This window comes from Streptococcus sp. OMI870 (genome assembly GCF_047460295.1).
Classification (GTDB): domain Bacteria; phylum Bacillota; class Bacilli; order Lactobacillales; family Streptococcaceae; genus Streptococcus.
In genome coordinates this window covers 290282-304976 of the sequence record NZ_JASHGM010000001.1, presented here as the reverse complement: position 1 = coordinate 304976, position 14695 = coordinate 290282, and the positions used below count along the sequence as shown (strand labels likewise).

At 43.3% G+C, this 14695-nt stretch carries 15 protein-coding genes; 14 read left to right on the top strand and 1 reads right to left on the bottom strand.

Going from position 1 to position 14695, the window contains the following annotated elements; genetic code table 11:
• The first annotated feature begins 40 nt into the window (after nt 1-40).
• The 3 genes from QM968_RS01500 (at nt 41) to QM968_RS01490 (ending at nt 2393) form a co-directional block, all read left to right on the top strand.
• Nucleotides 41-403, top strand: a complete 363-nt coding sequence (locus QM968_RS01500) for a hypothetical protein (protein WP_301362337.1) — start codon at nt 41-43, stop codon at nt 401-403.
• Nucleotides 404-504: 101 nt separating this feature from the next.
• Nucleotides 505-1473, top strand: a complete 969-nt coding sequence (locus tag QM968_RS01495; protein WP_414381675.1) for a DUF6287 domain-containing protein — start codon at nt 505-507, stop codon at nt 1471-1473.
• Between the two features lie 107 nt (nt 1474-1580).
• Nucleotides 1581-2393: a PrsW family glutamic-type intramembrane protease gene (locus QM968_RS01490; RefSeq protein WP_414381673.1), complete on the top strand. Its 813-nt coding sequence runs from the start codon at nt 1581-1583 to the stop codon at nt 2391-2393.
• Nucleotides 2394-2686: 293 nt separating this feature from the next.
• Here QM968_RS01490 and mnmE read toward each other — a convergent pair whose 3' ends face one another.
• Complete coding sequence (mnmE, locus tag QM968_RS01485; RefSeq protein ID WP_414381670.1) at nt 2687-4060, bottom strand: tRNA uridine-5-carboxymethylaminomethyl(34) synthesis GTPase MnmE; 1374 nt, start codon at nt 4058-4060, stop codon at nt 2687-2689.
• 162 nt (nt 4061-4222) lie between these two features.
• Here mnmE and rpiA point away from each other — a divergent pair, with 162 nt between their 5' ends.
• The 11 genes from rpiA (at nt 4223) to QM968_RS01430 (ending at nt 14490) form a co-directional block, all read left to right on the top strand.
• Nucleotides 4223-4894, top strand: a complete 672-nt coding sequence (gene rpiA / locus QM968_RS01480; RefSeq protein WP_414381667.1) for a ribose-5-phosphate isomerase RpiA — start codon at nt 4223-4225, stop codon at nt 4892-4894.
• Between the two features lie 248 nt (nt 4895-5142).
• On the top strand, nt 5143-6354 hold the full coding sequence (locus QM968_RS01475) for a phosphopentomutase (protein WP_414381664.1): 1212 nt from the start codon (nt 5143-5145) through the stop codon (nt 6352-6354).
• A 1-nt stretch (nt 6355) separates the two neighbouring features.
• Nucleotides 6356-6901 carry a DUF1697 domain-containing protein gene (locus QM968_RS01470; protein WP_414381661.1) on the top strand — a complete coding sequence of 182 codons (546 nt, stop codon included), beginning with the start codon at nt 6356-6358 and terminating at the stop codon, nt 6899-6901.
• 12 nt (nt 6902-6913) lie between these two features.
• Nucleotides 6914-7723: a purine-nucleoside phosphorylase gene (locus QM968_RS01465; RefSeq protein WP_414381658.1), complete on the top strand. Its 810-nt coding sequence runs from the start codon at nt 6914-6916 to the stop codon at nt 7721-7723.
• A 4-nt stretch (nt 7724-7727) separates the two neighbouring features.
• Nucleotides 7728-8960, top strand: a complete 1233-nt coding sequence (locus tag QM968_RS01460) for a chloride channel protein (protein ID WP_414381656.1) — start codon at nt 7728-7730, stop codon at nt 8958-8960.
• A complete protein-coding gene (locus QM968_RS01455) occupies nt 8957-9670 on the top strand; it encodes a type 1 glutamine amidotransferase (protein ID WP_414381653.1) in 714 nt (237 codons plus the stop codon). The genes QM968_RS01460 and QM968_RS01455 overlap by 4 nt, the downstream gene beginning before the upstream one ends.
• 456 nt (nt 9671-10126) lie before the next feature.
• On the top strand, nt 10127-10837 hold the full coding sequence (gene deoD, locus QM968_RS01450) for a purine-nucleoside phosphorylase (RefSeq protein WP_414381650.1): 711 nt from the start codon (nt 10127-10129) through the stop codon (nt 10835-10837).
• Nucleotides 10837-11604: a hypothetical protein gene (locus QM968_RS01445; protein ID WP_414381648.1), complete on the top strand. Its 768-nt coding sequence runs from the start codon at nt 10837-10839 to the stop codon at nt 11602-11604. The genes deoD and QM968_RS01445 overlap by 1 nt, the downstream gene beginning before the upstream one ends.
• A complete protein-coding gene (locus tag QM968_RS01440; protein ID WP_414381645.1) occupies nt 11605-12336 on the top strand; it encodes an NAD-dependent protein deacylase in 732 nt (243 codons plus the stop codon).
• Between the two features lie 124 nt (nt 12337-12460).
• Nucleotides 12461-13474: a hypothetical protein gene (locus QM968_RS01435; protein ID WP_414381642.1), complete on the top strand. Its 1014-nt coding sequence runs from the start codon at nt 12461-12463 to the stop codon at nt 13472-13474.
• Between the two features lie 50 nt (nt 13475-13524).
• Nucleotides 13525-14490 (top strand): hypothetical protein, encoded by a 966-nt coding sequence (locus QM968_RS01430; RefSeq protein ID WP_414381639.1) that lies wholly within the window; start codon nt 13525-13527, stop codon nt 14488-14490.
• Nucleotides 14491-14695: the final 205 nt, after the last annotated feature.

Here is a 14695-nt window from a genome sequence, read left to right as displayed (position 1 = left end):
AGGGACCTAGTCTAGGATTTCAACGTTAAGGAGAAATTTAATGATTTTTATAAAAAAAATAGAATGGATAGATATTGATACTAAAGAAGCGGATGTCACTTTATCGGATAATCAATATGAATTAGTTTGCTTTTCAGATGAATTTTTTGGAAAGATTGGCGGAACGTTTGATGACATGCTATATGCTATTGTTGATGGAGACGTATATAAAAACGAAGATAATCTATTTCTAGTAAAGCACTTGAATAATTTTGAATATTTTATAATTGCTAAAATATTTGATAAAACAAAAAATATCGCTCAGGTAGGAGAATTTTTGATTAATATAGGTGGAGGAATTCCAAATGATCTTGAGAATGGTGAATTTGTTGAATTTCGTGTTAGAAGGATTGATATTTATTAATGCTCAGTGAAAGCCATACGAAAAATTGATTACACTACCCTTTTCCATTGACTCTCCTTTCTTATTTTTCTAAAATAATAGGTATGTGAAGGGAGATTGATATGAAAAAAGGTTTAGTAATTGTGCTTTCTGCTTTGGTCTTGGCTTCGTGTGGTCGTCCTCAGAGGACGGTGACGCCTAAGAGTTCGGATTCCAAGCAGACCAGCACTTCAGAAAAGAAACAGTCTGGTATGGATTTGAAAGCCATCAAGGCTAAGGACTACTCGAGTATCAAGGGGACTTGGATCGATGGTCGTGGCAATGAACTGGTCTTTGATGATAAGGGCTTGGTCAGCGAGGATGTTGAGCTTGATGCATCGAGCTTTAAGCAGAAGGACCAGATCGCTGAGATGACGGTTAGTGCCAAGTCGGGTGTTGGAGGCTACGGTCTTTTGCTCCTTCCAAAAGGTCAGAAAGCGGGCAAAGACGATGTTTCGGATAAGTCTAAGGATCGGATCTGGGCTGGTCAGTCACCAGCTTATGGCGATGATGACAATTTCTACTATCGCAAGAAAGAGCAGCCGAAAGATCGGGAGCAAGCTGATACAGATGATAGCAGTAGTACGTCTAAAACGAGTAAGGCTAAGAAGTGGAATACTCGCCCGGATGGCGAGGTCAAATCTTCGAAGAAGGCAGATCAGAATGATTATCCAGGCTACACCTCTGCTCAGGTCGAAGCTGCACGTGTCTGGGCTTATGTGATTAAGTCTGTACCGACAGAATTGAGTATTAATGAAAAGAGTGCTGGTACAAAAATTTACTTTGGTGGGCTAGGAGTTGACTATCCTAAAGATGTTCGTCAGTTGTTTACACCAATTTCCGCAGAAGGCCATGTGACTTACGCATCCAACGGTGATGGGACGGTAACGATCTATCCTGTACCGAGCCACTGGCAACAGTCTGCGGATGAACTCAATAGTGAAGAGTTTATGACGCAATTTACCCAAGGGATCTTGGACCATGCTGAAACGGTGACTTTGCCAGATGGAGATCCTGATTTGATTCGTCAAATTCTTGCGGTATTGAAGTAAATTGCTGGATGAGTTTATTGTTTTTTTAAGCTGATCCTGTTACAATGATACTACACGGAAAAGACTGGTCTTCCAGCCTTTTTCATTTCACCATAGAAAGGTCTTTTATGAAACGCAAATCGATTTTGTTTCTCTATTTACTCTTGCTAGCGATTGGGCTGGCCTATGAGACCCAGTCACTGACAGAAGGCTGGATGTCTGGTAGCCAGTACGGGATTGTGGGGCTTTCAACCCTCATCCTTTTGGTCTATGCGATTCCTGCTGTCTGGGCCCTCTTTCATTTCGCCAAGAAGTGGAAGTTGTCTTGGGTACCGGTGCTTTTTTCTCTACTAGGTGGGGGCTTTGTTGCTGGTTGGTTATCTAGCTTTGCCAATACCTATTTCCATGACATGATTCAAGCTATCGCTCCAAATAGCGAATTTTGGAACCAGTACGAGAGTGCCATCGCTGCGCCACTCTTTGAGGAACCCTTTAAGTTGATTCCCATCTTCTTTGTTCTCTATTTGTTCAGTGTTCGTCGGATCAAGTCGATCTTCCTTTTAGCCATTGCGTCTGGGCTTGGCTTCCAGATCGTGGAGGACTTTGCCTATATCCGTCAGGATCTGCCAGATGGCTTTTCTTACACGGTGTCAGGGATTCTCGGTCGTGTAGCCAATGCGCCCATGTCTCACTGGGTCTACACAGGCCTTGTCATGCTCGGTTTCTACTTGATTGTCCAAGCTAGCAGAGGACGCAAGGATCTAGCTCTAGCAGGCTGGGGTTATTTAGTAGCTGGGGTTGGACTCCATTTTGTTGGAAATTCACCCTTCTCACAAATCGTGACCGAGTTGCCGATTGCGATTCCAGTCTTGAATGCTACTGGTCTCTTCCTGATCTACCTAGCTTATCAAACCGTCGAGCGATTAGAACAAGGAAAATAGAACAAAAAAGAATGCGTATGTTTGCACACATACGCATTTTTCTTATTTTGGATACATTGTTTTTCTACTTTTGTATAAACTGGGTGATACGATAGCTGTAAACTAAATTCTATTTTGGAAGATATATTTGAGACTTTCCGCCGTGAGAAAAGTGCTTGAAACATTGTTCTTTCAAGCACTCGGGAGTTTTGAAACGTTAGATTCAAAACTAAATCATGGAACTTCTTCGAAGTTCGCTGACGTCCGTACTCACCTAAGGAAAGTCTCTAAGAGTATATGATCTTAAAATAGATTTATTTACCAAGACAGAACTGGCTGAAGAGTTGGGTAATGAGCTCATCTGGAGCAGCATCTCCTGTGATTTCTCCGAGGATTTCCCAGGTGCGGGTAAGGTCGACTTGAAGCAGGTCAACCGGCATACCTAGAGCCAAGCCTTCGTTGACAGCTTGCAGGGCTTCAACAGCTTTCTCGATTAGAGAGATGTGACGGGCATTCGAGAGATAAGTCGCATCTTGCTCGACCAGGCCGGCATTCTCGAAGAAGAGGGCGTTGATGCGGTCTTCGATTTGATCAATGTTTTGATTTTTCAGAACCGAAATCTTGATGTAATCTTCTGGCAGTTGGTCGATTTCAATCTTCTCTGGGAGATCGACCTTGTTGAGGAGGACGATGCGGTTGCTATCTTGAGAAATTTCAAGTAACTGGCGATCTTGATCGGTCAAGGGCTCGCTAGCATTGAGGACCAGGAGGACTAGATCAGCTTCCTTGAGGGCTTTTTTCGAACGTTCGACACCGATTTGCTCGACGATGTCTTCGGTCTCGCGGATCCCCGCCGTATCGACTAACTTGAGGGGAACGCCGTTGATATTGACGTATTCTTCGATGACGTCACGGGTGGTTCCTTCGATATCGGTCACGATGGCTTTTTCCTCTCGAAGTAGGTTGTTGAGGAGGCTAGACTTGCCGACGTTTGGTCGACCGATGATAGCAGTAGAGATCCCTTCACGCAAGATCTTTCCACGGCGAGCTGTCTTAAGGAGATTGGTCAAGAGGGCTTCAAATTCGGTGGTCTTTTCACGAATGATCTCGGTGGTAGCTTCCTCGACATCGTCGTACTCTGGATAGTCGATGTTGACTTCGACTTGAGCCAGAGTATTGAGGATTTCTTGGCGGGTGTTGTTGATCAGTTCAGACAGGGATCCGTCCAACTGTTTGACGGCGATATTCATAGCCTTATCGGTCTTGGCGCGGATAATATCCATGACCGCCTCAGCCTGGGTCAAATCGACCCGACCGTTGAGGAAGGCCCGCTTGGTAAATTCTCCAGGTTCGGCCAAACGAGCTCCCTCACGGATGACCAATTGCAGGATTTCGTTGGTCACAGCAATTCCGCCGTGGGTATTGATCTCGATGATGTCTTCGCGGGTGAAGGTCTTAGGTGAGCGCATAGCTCCTACCATGACTTCATCGAGAATCTCGTCCTTATCTGGATCCACGATGTGGCCGTAGTTGAGGGTATGGCTGGCCACACTAGTTAAATCTTTCCCTTTAAAGATTTTTTGCGCAATGGCAAAGCTGTCGGTTCCGCTCAAGCGGACGATCCCGATCGCCCCCTCACCGAGAGGAGTCGAGATGGCAGCGATGGTATCAAATTCTTTAGTAATCATGTCAATTCTCTTTTCCTGTAGATTCATCTCTATTCTATCGTAAAGTCCGCAGACGGGCAAGGTTTTGCTTTTAGAACTAAAAGTTGGAAAGGGTTTCAATTAACTAGTGAAATCTCTTACAGAATATGCTATACTGTAAGAGAATATAAAAGGAGGTCTATGATGGTAAACCTAAAAGAACAGGTAGGAATTAAAGCGGCTGAGTTTGTCAAAGACGGCATGATTGTCGGTCTTGGTACAGGGTCAACTGCTTATTATTTTGTGGCTGAATTGGGTCGTCGCATCAAAGAAGAAGGCTTGAAGATCACAGCTGTCACTACGTCAAGTGTGACCTATGATCAGGCTGAAAGTTTAGGCATCCCGCTCAAGGCCATCGACGATGTCGAAGTGGTCGATGTGACAGTAGATGGCGCAGATGAAGTGGATCCTCAATTAAACGGGATCAAAGGTGGCGGCGGGGCTCTCCTCATGGAAAAGATTGTCGCAACCAATTCTAAAGACTGCATTTGGATCGTGGATGAATCCAAACAAGTCGCAACCCTTGGGGCTTTCAAACTTCCAGTGGAAGTAGTGCAATACGGGGCTGAAAATCTCTTCCGTCATTTTGAGCAAAAAGGCTACCATCCTGCCTTCCGTCTTGCGGATGATCAGCGCTTTGTCACTGACCAAGGCAACTTTATCATCGACTTGGATCTCAAGGTGATCAAGGATACGGATGCTTTGGCTAATGAACTAGATCACACCGTAGGCGTCGTAGAGCATGGTTTATTCTTGAACATGATTTCAAAAGTGATTGTAGGGACACAAGATGGCCCTGTCATCATCGAAAAATAGAGAGTGGGACAGAAATTGGTAATTCGTTAGAATTCGATTTCGTCGTCCCACCTCCGCACAGTTGAGTAGGGCTGTAAAAGCTGATGAAATCAGCGTAGTAGAGCCCCCTCAACCACTGCGTCTTGCTCGACAATCCAAAAATAATTGAGAGGCTAAGACTTTTGTCCCAGCCTCGGATCAAATAACGGCTCTCTTCTTATAGGGATATGGTATAATATAGCTAGTTTAATAAAGGAAAGAGGCAGTATATGTCAAAATTTAAACGCATGCACTTAGTTGTGCTGGATTCAGTTGGGATCGGTGCTGCACCAGATGCCAATAACTTTGTCAATGCAGGAGTTCCAGATGGAGCATCTGATACATTGGGCCACATCTCTAAAACCGTCGGTTTGAATGTACCAAACATGGCGAAAATCGGTCTTGGAAATATTCCTCGTGAAGTACCATTGAAGACTGTGCCATCTGAAAGCAACCCAACTGGTTATGCGACAAAATTGCAAGAAGTCTCTCTTGGAAAAGACACCATGACTGGTCACTGGGAAATCATGGGGCTCAACATTACAGAACCGTTTGATACCTTCTGGAATGGTTTCCCTGAAGAAATTATTACAAAGATTGAAGAATTCTCAGGACGTAAGGTCATCCGTGAAGCCAACAAACCTTATTCTGGTACAGCGGTCATCGATGACTTTGGACCACGTCAAATGGAAACTGGTGAGTTGATCATTTATACATCAGCAGACCCTGTTCTTCAAATCGCAGCTCACGAAGACATCATTCCTTTGGATGAACTCTACCGTATCTGTGAATACGCTCGTTCCATCACTTTGGAACGTCCAGCTCTTCTTGGTCGAATCATTGCTCGTCCTTATGTTGGGGAACCTGGAAACTTCACACGGACAGCCAACCGTCGTGACTTGGCTGTTTCACCATTTGCGCCAACTGTTTTGGATAAGTTGAACGAAGTGGGTATCGATACTTATGCAGTTGGTAAGATCAACGACATCTTTAACGGAGCTGGTATCAACCACGATATGGGCCACAACAAATCAAATAGCCACGGTATGGATACCTTGATTAAGACCATGGGACTTCCTGAGTTCCAAGAAGGGTTCTCATTTACCAACTTGGTAGACTTTGATGCTCTTTATGGTCACCGTCGCAATGCTCACGGCTATCGCGATTGCTTGCATGAATTTGACGAACGCTTGCCAGAAATCATTGCAGCTATGCGTGAAGATGACCTCTTGATGATCACTGCAGACCACGGAAATGACCCAACTTACGCTGGTACAGACCATACGCGTGAATACATTCCATTCTTGGCTTATAGCCCATCCTTCAAGGGCAATGGCGTGATTCCAGTCGGCCATTTCTCTGATATCTCTGCGACGATTGCAGAGAACTTTGGTGTTGAAAAAGCCATGATCGGAGAAAGCTTCCTAGACAAATTGAACTAAGATGACACGCTTCGCTCTCCTCGTAAGAGGGATCAATGTTGGCGGGAAAAACAAGGTCGTGATGGCAGAGCTTCGAGAGGAGCTTCAAACGATCGGGCTGGATGGGGTAGAGACCTACATCAATAGTGGCAATATCTTCTTTGAATCTGCTGGTTGTAAAGCAGAATTGGTGGATTTGCTGGGACATTTCTTTCGTGATCGCTATCCCTTTATCCAGTCTTTTTCTCTCTTTTCAGCTGAGGACTATGCGCAAGAACTCGCTGCTCTACCAGGATGGTGGCAGGAGGATCTGGCCCGCAAGGATGTTCTCTTTTACACAGAAGGCCTCAATCAGGATGCTGTCTGGGAGCTGGTCTCCTCTTTTTCGCTCGGTGATGAAATCATCCATCGTGGGAATCTAGGGATTTACTGGGGCAAATACTCAGAAGAGACCTACACAAAGACCGCTTACCACAGACAAGTCCTCAAGATGCCGGATTACCGCCTGTTGACCATTCGCAATGCCAATACATTTGACAAAATTGGCCAATTTTTAAGGAAATCATAAAGGAGATATGCAATGACATTATTAGCAAAAATCAATGAAACAGCAGCATTTTTGAAGGGCAAAGGAATCGAAGCTCCTGAGTTCGGTTTGATCCTTGGTTCAGGTCTTGGAGAATTGGCTGAAGAAATCGAAAATGCCGTCGTAGTAGACTACTCTGACATTCCAAACTGGGGTCAATCCACAGTAGTCGGACACGCTGGTAAATTGGTTTATGGTGATCTTGCTGGATGTAAAGTCTTGGCTCTTCAAGGTCGTTTCCACTTCTACGAAGGAAACCCATTGGAAGTGGTGACTTTCCCAGTTCGTGTCATGAAAGTGTTGGGATGTGAAGGAGTGCTTGTAACCAACGCTGCTGGAGGTATCGGCTTCGGTCCTGGTACCTTGATGGCTATTACTGACCACATCAATATGACTGGTCAAAACCCATTGATCGGTGAAAACTTGGATGACTTTGGTCCACGTTTCCCTGATATGTCGAAAGCTTACACTCCAGAATACCGTGAGACTGCTCATCAAGTAGCAGACAAATTGGGCATTAAACTGGATGATGGGGTTTATATCGGTGTGACAGGTCCAACTTATGAAACTCCAGCTGAAATCCGTACCTATAAGACTCTTGGTGCAGATGCTGTAGGTATGTCAACTGTTCCTGAAGTCATCATTGCGGCTCACTCTGGCTTGAAGGTTCTTGGTATTTCATGTATTACCAACTTTGCGGCTGGTTTCCAAGAAGAGCTTAACCACGAAGAAGTAGTGGAAGTGACGGAGCGCGTCAAAGACGACTTCAAAGGCTTGCTTAAATCGATTCTTGCTGAACTCTAATCCTATGAAAGCAAGACTCCAAAGCCTGCCTTACGGACTGAGGTTGCTTCTATCCACTCTATCATTAGGAATAGGGACGGGTCTGGTCGGAATTGCCTGTCATTATCTACTAGAAGGTGTGCAAGGACTGGCCTTTGACCAAGATAAGGGGGACTTGCTTCAGCAATTTAATCACGCTGGAGGTTTCCGTAGATTCCTTGTCCTAGGTGTGACAGGGGTCTTGGCAGCAGGTTTCTGGTATATTCTGCAACGGCGCTATAAAATTCTCTCCATTCGTAGGCAAATTGACCTAGCTGGAGATAGTGAGACAGCGTTCTTAGCCCACCTTCTTCATGCAGGGATGCAGGTTGCGATTGTTGGAGCAGGTGCATCGGTCGGAAAAGAAGGAGCCCCACGAGAGGTCGGGGCTCTTCTAGCTGGTCGATTGGGCAAAGCCTTCTCCTTGGCAATCAAAGAGCGAAAAGTTTTAATCGCCTGTGGTGCGGGAGCTGGGTTGGCTGCAGTTTATCAGGTTCCCTTTGCTAGTAGCTTGTTCGTCTTTGAGACCTTAGGACTTGCCTACAGTTGGCAGAACCTTCTGCTGGTTTTGTCCAGTACTTATCTGGCGACTTGGGTGGCCCAGCCAATCGTTGGGCACGGTTCTATTTATCATATGTCGCTAGTCCATTGGTCGACCAGCAGTTTCTTGCAGGCGATTCTGATTGCTTTATTGGTTACTCCATTTGCGCTAGGCTTTCGATCTTTAGCTAAACGCGCAGGTCGCAAACGACGGAAGGATGGAACAATTCTTTGGGTTCTTCCTCTAGCCTTTCTTGTGCTGGGGAGCCTAGTAGCCTTTTACCCCATCTTTATGGGAAATGGTCAGGTACTAGCCCAGGCCTTGTTGTCTAGTCAGTCGATTCACTATCTTCCATTGACTCTTGCAGTGAAGGGGCTTTTAGTCTATCTCCTCTTGCGTAATGGTGCCTATGGAGGAACCTTGACGCCATCATTTGCCTTGGGGATTGGAAATGGCTACTTAGTGACTTTATTGATGACAGTCGTTGGAATTCATTTAGATCCTGCTCTCGGGATGCTACTTGGTGCGACCGTCTTTTTAGGGACGACCCTACAAGCTCCTTTGACAGCTATTGCCCTGAGCCTAGGATTTACAGGGCAGTCTTTAAGTTTAACAATCCCGCTTGTGCTTGCAACAGGTGTGTCTTACGTGATTCGAATGAGATGGGAGAAGAGATGATGAAGGTACATTTTGTACTGCATGAAACATTTGAAGTGCCGGGCGCTTATCTAAAATGGGCGCAGGAGCGTGGTCATCAGGTGACTACGACCAAAGTCTATGAGAATGAAGCCCTACCTGAGACTGTAGATGAGATCGACTTTTTGATCGTCATGGGAGGACCTCAATCGCCAGATGAAGATCGGGAAGCTTTTCCATACTACGATCCTCAGGCAGAGATCGAGTTGATTCAAAAAGCCATGAAGGCAGATCGGTACATTGTTGGGGTCTGTCTGGGGGCGCAGCTCCTGTCTGTTGCTTATGGCGCAGAGTATGAACACAGTCCTGAGCGCGAGGTCGGCGTTTATCCTGTGACCTTGACACCAGATGGTCTAACAGATCCGCATGTCCGCTTGTTGGGAGAAACTCTTGAAACCGGTCATTGGCATGGCGATATGCCAGGATTGACAGAGGATGCTGTCGTTCTTGCGACCAGTCAAGGTTGTCCACGTCAGATTATTCGCTTCAGTTCTAAACACTATGCCTTCCAAGCCCACTTGGAATTTGATCCAGAAGCAGTCGATCTCTTGATTGCTGCAGACGGTGAAGATGTTTTGGAAGAACAAAGTCAAAAACTGACCTTTGTTCAAAAAACTGAAGCCATTCGTGCTTACGATTATCGAGAAATGAATGCCAAACTCTATGCATTTTTGGATTCATTAACAAAATAAAAAATGAAAGGAAGGGGAGTCCGGGTTTAAATTGAACCTGGGCAAGCCATGACTTTCAAAACAATATTTAATTGAAACCGCCCTAAAAGCTGTGTGAAAAAGATCGATTGGCTTGCAAGTCCAGTACTTGCTGCGACAATCCCCTATTGTCACTTTGCTTTTTATGGGCTTGGTATCTTATAGAAAGGTAGAGCGTGTGTTCTGATTTGAACACGAGCGGAAAGCTTTTCTAATTACTCAATAAAAAAAGAAAGGATGGGTTTACCGTATTCGCTGAACTGAATACGGGTTACTCTCCTCTAAATCATCAAAATTAAGAAAGAAAGGTAGAGCATGTGTTCAGATTTGAACACGAGCGGAAAGCTCGGAAAATAGATAATCTGACTGAGAAATCAGGATTTCTCGTCAGATTCCTAATTTTCAGTCGCTTTCTGGTCGCTCTTTGTATCATAAACTATGTCTATCCATATTGCTGCTAAGCAAGGTGAAATTGCTGATAAAATTCTTCTTCCTGGGGATCCTCTTCGTGCGAAATTTATCGCTGAGAATTTCCTTGAAGACGCTGTTTGTTTTAACGAAGTGCGTAACATGTTTGGTTACACAGGGACTTACAAAGGTCATCGTGTTTCTGTCATGGGAACTGGGATGGGGATGCCATCGATCTCTATTTATGCGCGTGAGTTGATCGTCGACTACGGCGTGAAGAAATTGATCCGTGTGGGAACGGCTGGATCTTTGAATGAGGGTGTTCATGTCCGTGAATTGGTCTTGGCTCAAGCAGCTGCAACCAACTCAAACATCATCCGTAACGACTGGCCTCAATACGATTTCCCACAAATCGCTAGCTTTGATCTTTTAGACAAGGCTTACCACATTGCCAAAGACCTTGGTATGACTACTCACGTCGGAAATGTCTTGTCATCAGACGTTTTCTATTCAAACTATGGTGAAAAGAACATCGAACTTGGTAAATGGGGTGTGAAAGCTGTAGAAATGGAAGCGGCGGCTCTTTACTATCTTGCTGCCCAACACCATGTCGATGCGCTGGCTATCATGACGATTTCAGACAGTTTGGTTAATCCAGATGAGGATACAACCGCTGAAGAACGCCAAAATACGTTCACAGACATGATGAAAGTTGGTCTTGAGACCTTGATTGCAGACTAATGACAGAATACCTTCATGATGAGTGGCTCTACGATCTCCAAACTTATCACTACAGCCGGGCTCTGCGCTCTATCAAGCAGCAGGAAGAAGTACCGGATTTGTTGGTGAACATACTGCAGTTAATGGCGGAGCGTCGAGAGCTCAATATCCAACCCGTCATGAATCAAAAGTTGAGAACCGAGTTGCTAGAAGCGACTGGTTTTCAGCTTTTTTGGCATGAAGATCCAGAAGATGAACAGTTGGCCAACTATCTTTATGATCTCGAAGCGAAGTTGCGAAATGAACAGATTATTGACTTTGTTCGTGCCGTTAGCCCAGCCATCTATCGGATTTTTATGCGATTGATTCAGTTGAAAATTTCTGATATTACCAACTATATCCATAACTCCAAAGAATCCAGTTATGACCGTTGGAAATTTGAGAGTCTGCACGCGTCAGACAACCCTATCCTGCAGCAATTCCACAGCGAAAGTGTGGTCAATTCATCCAGTTTAACGGAGTTGATTGTGCAGTTGGACTTGCCAGATGGTGTCAAAGTTGCAGCCCAACAATTGCGGGAGTTAGAAAAATCCGTTCGCAATCCCTTGGCCCACTTGATCAAGCCCTTTGATGAGGAAGAGCTCCATCGGACGACGGGTTTCTCTTCTCAGGATTTTATGAAGAATTTGATTGACCTTGCGAGCTACACAGGCATTCATTATGATCAAGTTAACTTTTATTTTGATCAGGCCAATGCTGTCATGGAAGAGCTACTAAAGGAGAAGTAGATGGATAAGATTGCTCAACTACAGGAGATGATTGATCAGAGTCAACGGATCGTTTTTTTCGGTGGGGCAGGAGTTTCCACGGAGTCAAATATTCCGGATTTTCGAAGCTCAGATGGTGTCTATAGTGTTCAGGTAGGACGGCATTTGACAGCCGAGCAATTGGTCTCACATACCATGTTTGAGCGCTATCCAGAGGACTTTTTCGACTTCTATAAGAAATACCTACTCTATCCCGATGCCAAGCCCAATGCAGCCCATCGGTATCTGGCTCGACTGGAAGAGACCGGTAAGCTCACGGCAGTCGTGACACAAAATATCGATAGTCTCCATAAAATGGCCGGCTCTAAAAAGGTCTTGAAGCTCCATGGTAGTGCCGATCGCAATTACTGTACGGGTTGCCAGCGATTTTATGATTTAGAGGCCTTTCTAGCTTTAGAAGGCCCAGTTCCACATTGCCTGAACTGTGGCAAGGTGGTCAAGCCTGATGTGACCCTCTACGAGGAACCCCTTGATATGGAGGTCTTTAGCCAAGCGGCCCAAGCCATACAGGCAGCTGATCTTCTCATTATCGGCGGGACCTCCCTTGTGGTCTACCCAGCAGCTAGCTTGATCCAGTATTTCCAAGGGAAGAAGCTAGTTGTCATCAATAAAACCAGTATCCCTCAGGACAAACAGGCAGACCTGGTTATCGAAGGAAAGATTGGGGAGGTATTTTCTAAATTAAGACAATAAAAGAACACCTGAAAGGAGTGGAAGTCCACTTGTTTCAGGTGTTTTTATGTCTCCCTTTGGAATAGAGCTATAAGAATGTAGTTGATTATGATATAATGAAATAGATTTTTGTAAGGAGGGGTGTATGAAAAAGTTGAAAAAGATTTTGCCGCTCGTTTTGGTAGCTTTAGGACTATCCTTTTTTGGACTTTATAAATTTTTGAAAACATCTGTTGATCCTGGTTTGTTTGATAAGAATAATCAGTATATTAGGGTTTATAACTACAAATCAGAGAAAATCAAGCCCAAAAAAGCAAAAGTAAAAGAAATTAATCTTGAGTTTATATACGACGATAAGGCTGCTGTTCCTGATGGATTGACTTGGTCGGAAGATCTTCGGTCTGATATTGGTCCTTATGACGGTGGAGACGTCATTTTACATGCCTTGTTGGAAGATGGGTCAAAACTTAGAATCCCACTCCAAAAGGCCTTTCGTTTAGGTCCAACATTTAGTCGCGATTTAGATCGCAATGATAAATTTGAGGTGAAAATGCTTCCTAGATTCCCAAAATTCAGTACAGAGTATAATCGAAATTATTCCTTTGCTTATTTTAGTGGAATGATGTATGTAGGAGACACCCTCTATCAAGTTCCTGAAACAGAAGCCGTTACGCGTTTTGACCTAAAGAATCCAAAATCTGGAAAGTTACAAACCTATTATGAATATGGGTATTTGCCAGAGAAAACAGATTCTCCTGTGTTTTTAAAAACTAAAAATGATGTGAGCCAAGCAGACATGCAATCTTTTTATGATGATTACCATCATAGTTGGAAGGGCTACTGGGACAGGGGAGTCGATTCCATCCCTAAAGAGTTGACTAGCACCTACCCATATCAATTTCACTATTATAAATGGTTCTATTCAGATTCTCTATCAAATCTCCCTCTGAAAATAGATCTCACAGGTTCTGAATTTAAAACAACCGTCACTCGTACGCAGCTGATAAAACCTGATCAAAATGATCAGATGAAAGTGCGGACAGCCACAAAAACCTATACAGAGAAAAATAAAGGGGAATACGTGCAGGAAGTCCTCGGTAAACTAAGGGAGTTCAAAGATATTAATGATCTAGCAAGGTATGAAAAGGAACATAAGTAAGATTCAGGTGAGATCTATTTTGATAGGATAATCAATTTTTGGAGGTGACGATGAAGAAGTTAAAAATTAATGATAAACACATCTTTTTTGCGTTGGTCAGTTTGTTTATTGGATATATTGGCCTTCGGTATTATATCAAGCCAGAATGGTTTGATTCAGAACATATTTATCATAAAGTATACAATATAAAAGTTGCTTATAAAAAGAGCCAGAAGAAGACCTTACAGGATATTCATATCGAGTTTATTCATTTTGGAAAAAATAAATCTGTGGACGGTCAATGGAAAGAATCTACAAGAACAGACATAAAAACTGATGGGAATTGGCATTATAGTATTTTACATCTAACCTTTAGTGATAAAACTAAATTAGATGTTTTATTTGATGAATATAAAACTGGTTATCTGTTTCAATCGGATAACGATAATTATAAACAATTTGAAAAGTTATCACTTCGTTTTCCAGGAATTGAGCAAGGTGATGGTAGAGGGTTTAGAAGCTATCTGATGATGTATCAGGGAGATACGATCTATCAAAATAATGATAATCAATATGTAGTTACAAGTTTCCAGATAAAAAATCCCAAAACTCATAAACTTCAAACATACTATGATTACGGTGTTGCACCAAAGTCTAATGTTTTTCCACCAGTATATTTTTTACAAGATAAGAAAAATTCAGCAAAAGAACGCCAAGAATTTTTTGATGACTATCGACCTAATGATAGGGTAAATTTTTGGAACCGGGGTCTTTATAATTCTGATAGCATATTTAATAATCGGTTAAATATTGAGGCAGAGTGGTATGAGTCTCAATTATTTTATTCTGAACGGTTCGAAAACCTACCCATTTATCTTGGGATGACAGGTGATAAATTTAAGACGACTATCACAGATACCTATGTTATAGATGGTCAGAACGACACTAAAAAGGGAATCCGAGTTCAATCTAGATCAAAAACTTATACAGAGGAAAACAAAGACCAATTTGTAAAAGAAGTTCTTAACCAGAAATAAAACCAACTCCAGATCACAAACACGATCTGGAGTTATTTTTTTAGGTTATATTTCTCTTAAGAAATCTATAGCGATATATAAAGGTATTCCAATATGTATTTATTCAAGATCGTTTCATTTCAAAACTTAGTCTTAACTTTGAAAAAAGTAAGTGTTTATGGTTTAATGGAATGGAATCCTATTATTATCACATCATTTTTCAGGA

Coding starts and splice junctions, on each gene's coding strand:
- QM968_RS01465 (WP_414381658.1), top strand. CDS start 6,914: ATGACATTATTAGCAAAAATCAATGAAACAGCAGCATTTTTGAAGGGC.
- QM968_RS01500 (WP_301362337.1), top strand. CDS start 41: ATGATTTTTATAAAAAAAATAGAATGGATAGATATTGATACTAAAGAA.
- mnmE (WP_414381670.1), bottom strand. CDS start 4,060: ATGATTACTAAAGAATTTGATACCATCGCTGCCATCTCGACTCCTCTC.
- QM968_RS01490 (WP_414381673.1), top strand. CDS start 1,581: ATGAAACGCAAATCGATTTTGTTTCTCTATTTACTCTTGCTAGCGATT.
- QM968_RS01430 (WP_414381639.1), top strand. CDS start 13,525: ATGAAGAAGTTAAAAATTAATGATAAACACATCTTTTTTGCGTTGGTC.
- QM968_RS01495 (WP_414381675.1), top strand. CDS start 505: ATGAAAAAAGGTTTAGTAATTGTGCTTTCTGCTTTGGTCTTGGCTTCG.
- QM968_RS01435 (WP_414381642.1), top strand. CDS start 12,461: ATGAAAAAGTTGAAAAAGATTTTGCCGCTCGTTTTGGTAGCTTTAGGA.
- QM968_RS01440 (WP_414381645.1), top strand. CDS start 11,605: ATGGATAAGATTGCTCAACTACAGGAGATGATTGATCAGAGTCAACGG.
- deoD (WP_414381650.1), top strand. CDS start 10,127: ATGTCTATCCATATTGCTGCTAAGCAAGGTGAAATTGCTGATAAAATT.
- QM968_RS01445 (WP_414381648.1), top strand. CDS start 10,837: ATGACAGAATACCTTCATGATGAGTGGCTCTACGATCTCCAAACTTAT.
- QM968_RS01455 (WP_414381653.1), top strand. CDS start 8,957: ATGATGAAGGTACATTTTGTACTGCATGAAACATTTGAAGTGCCGGGC.
- QM968_RS01475 (WP_414381664.1), top strand. CDS start 5,143: ATGTCAAAATTTAAACGCATGCACTTAGTTGTGCTGGATTCAGTTGGG.
- rpiA (WP_414381667.1), top strand. CDS start 4,223: ATGGTAAACCTAAAAGAACAGGTAGGAATTAAAGCGGCTGAGTTTGTC.
- QM968_RS01470 (WP_414381661.1), top strand. CDS start 6,356: ATGACACGCTTCGCTCTCCTCGTAAGAGGGATCAATGTTGGCGGGAAA.
- QM968_RS01460 (WP_414381656.1), top strand. CDS start 7,728: ATGAAAGCAAGACTCCAAAGCCTGCCTTACGGACTGAGGTTGCTTCTA.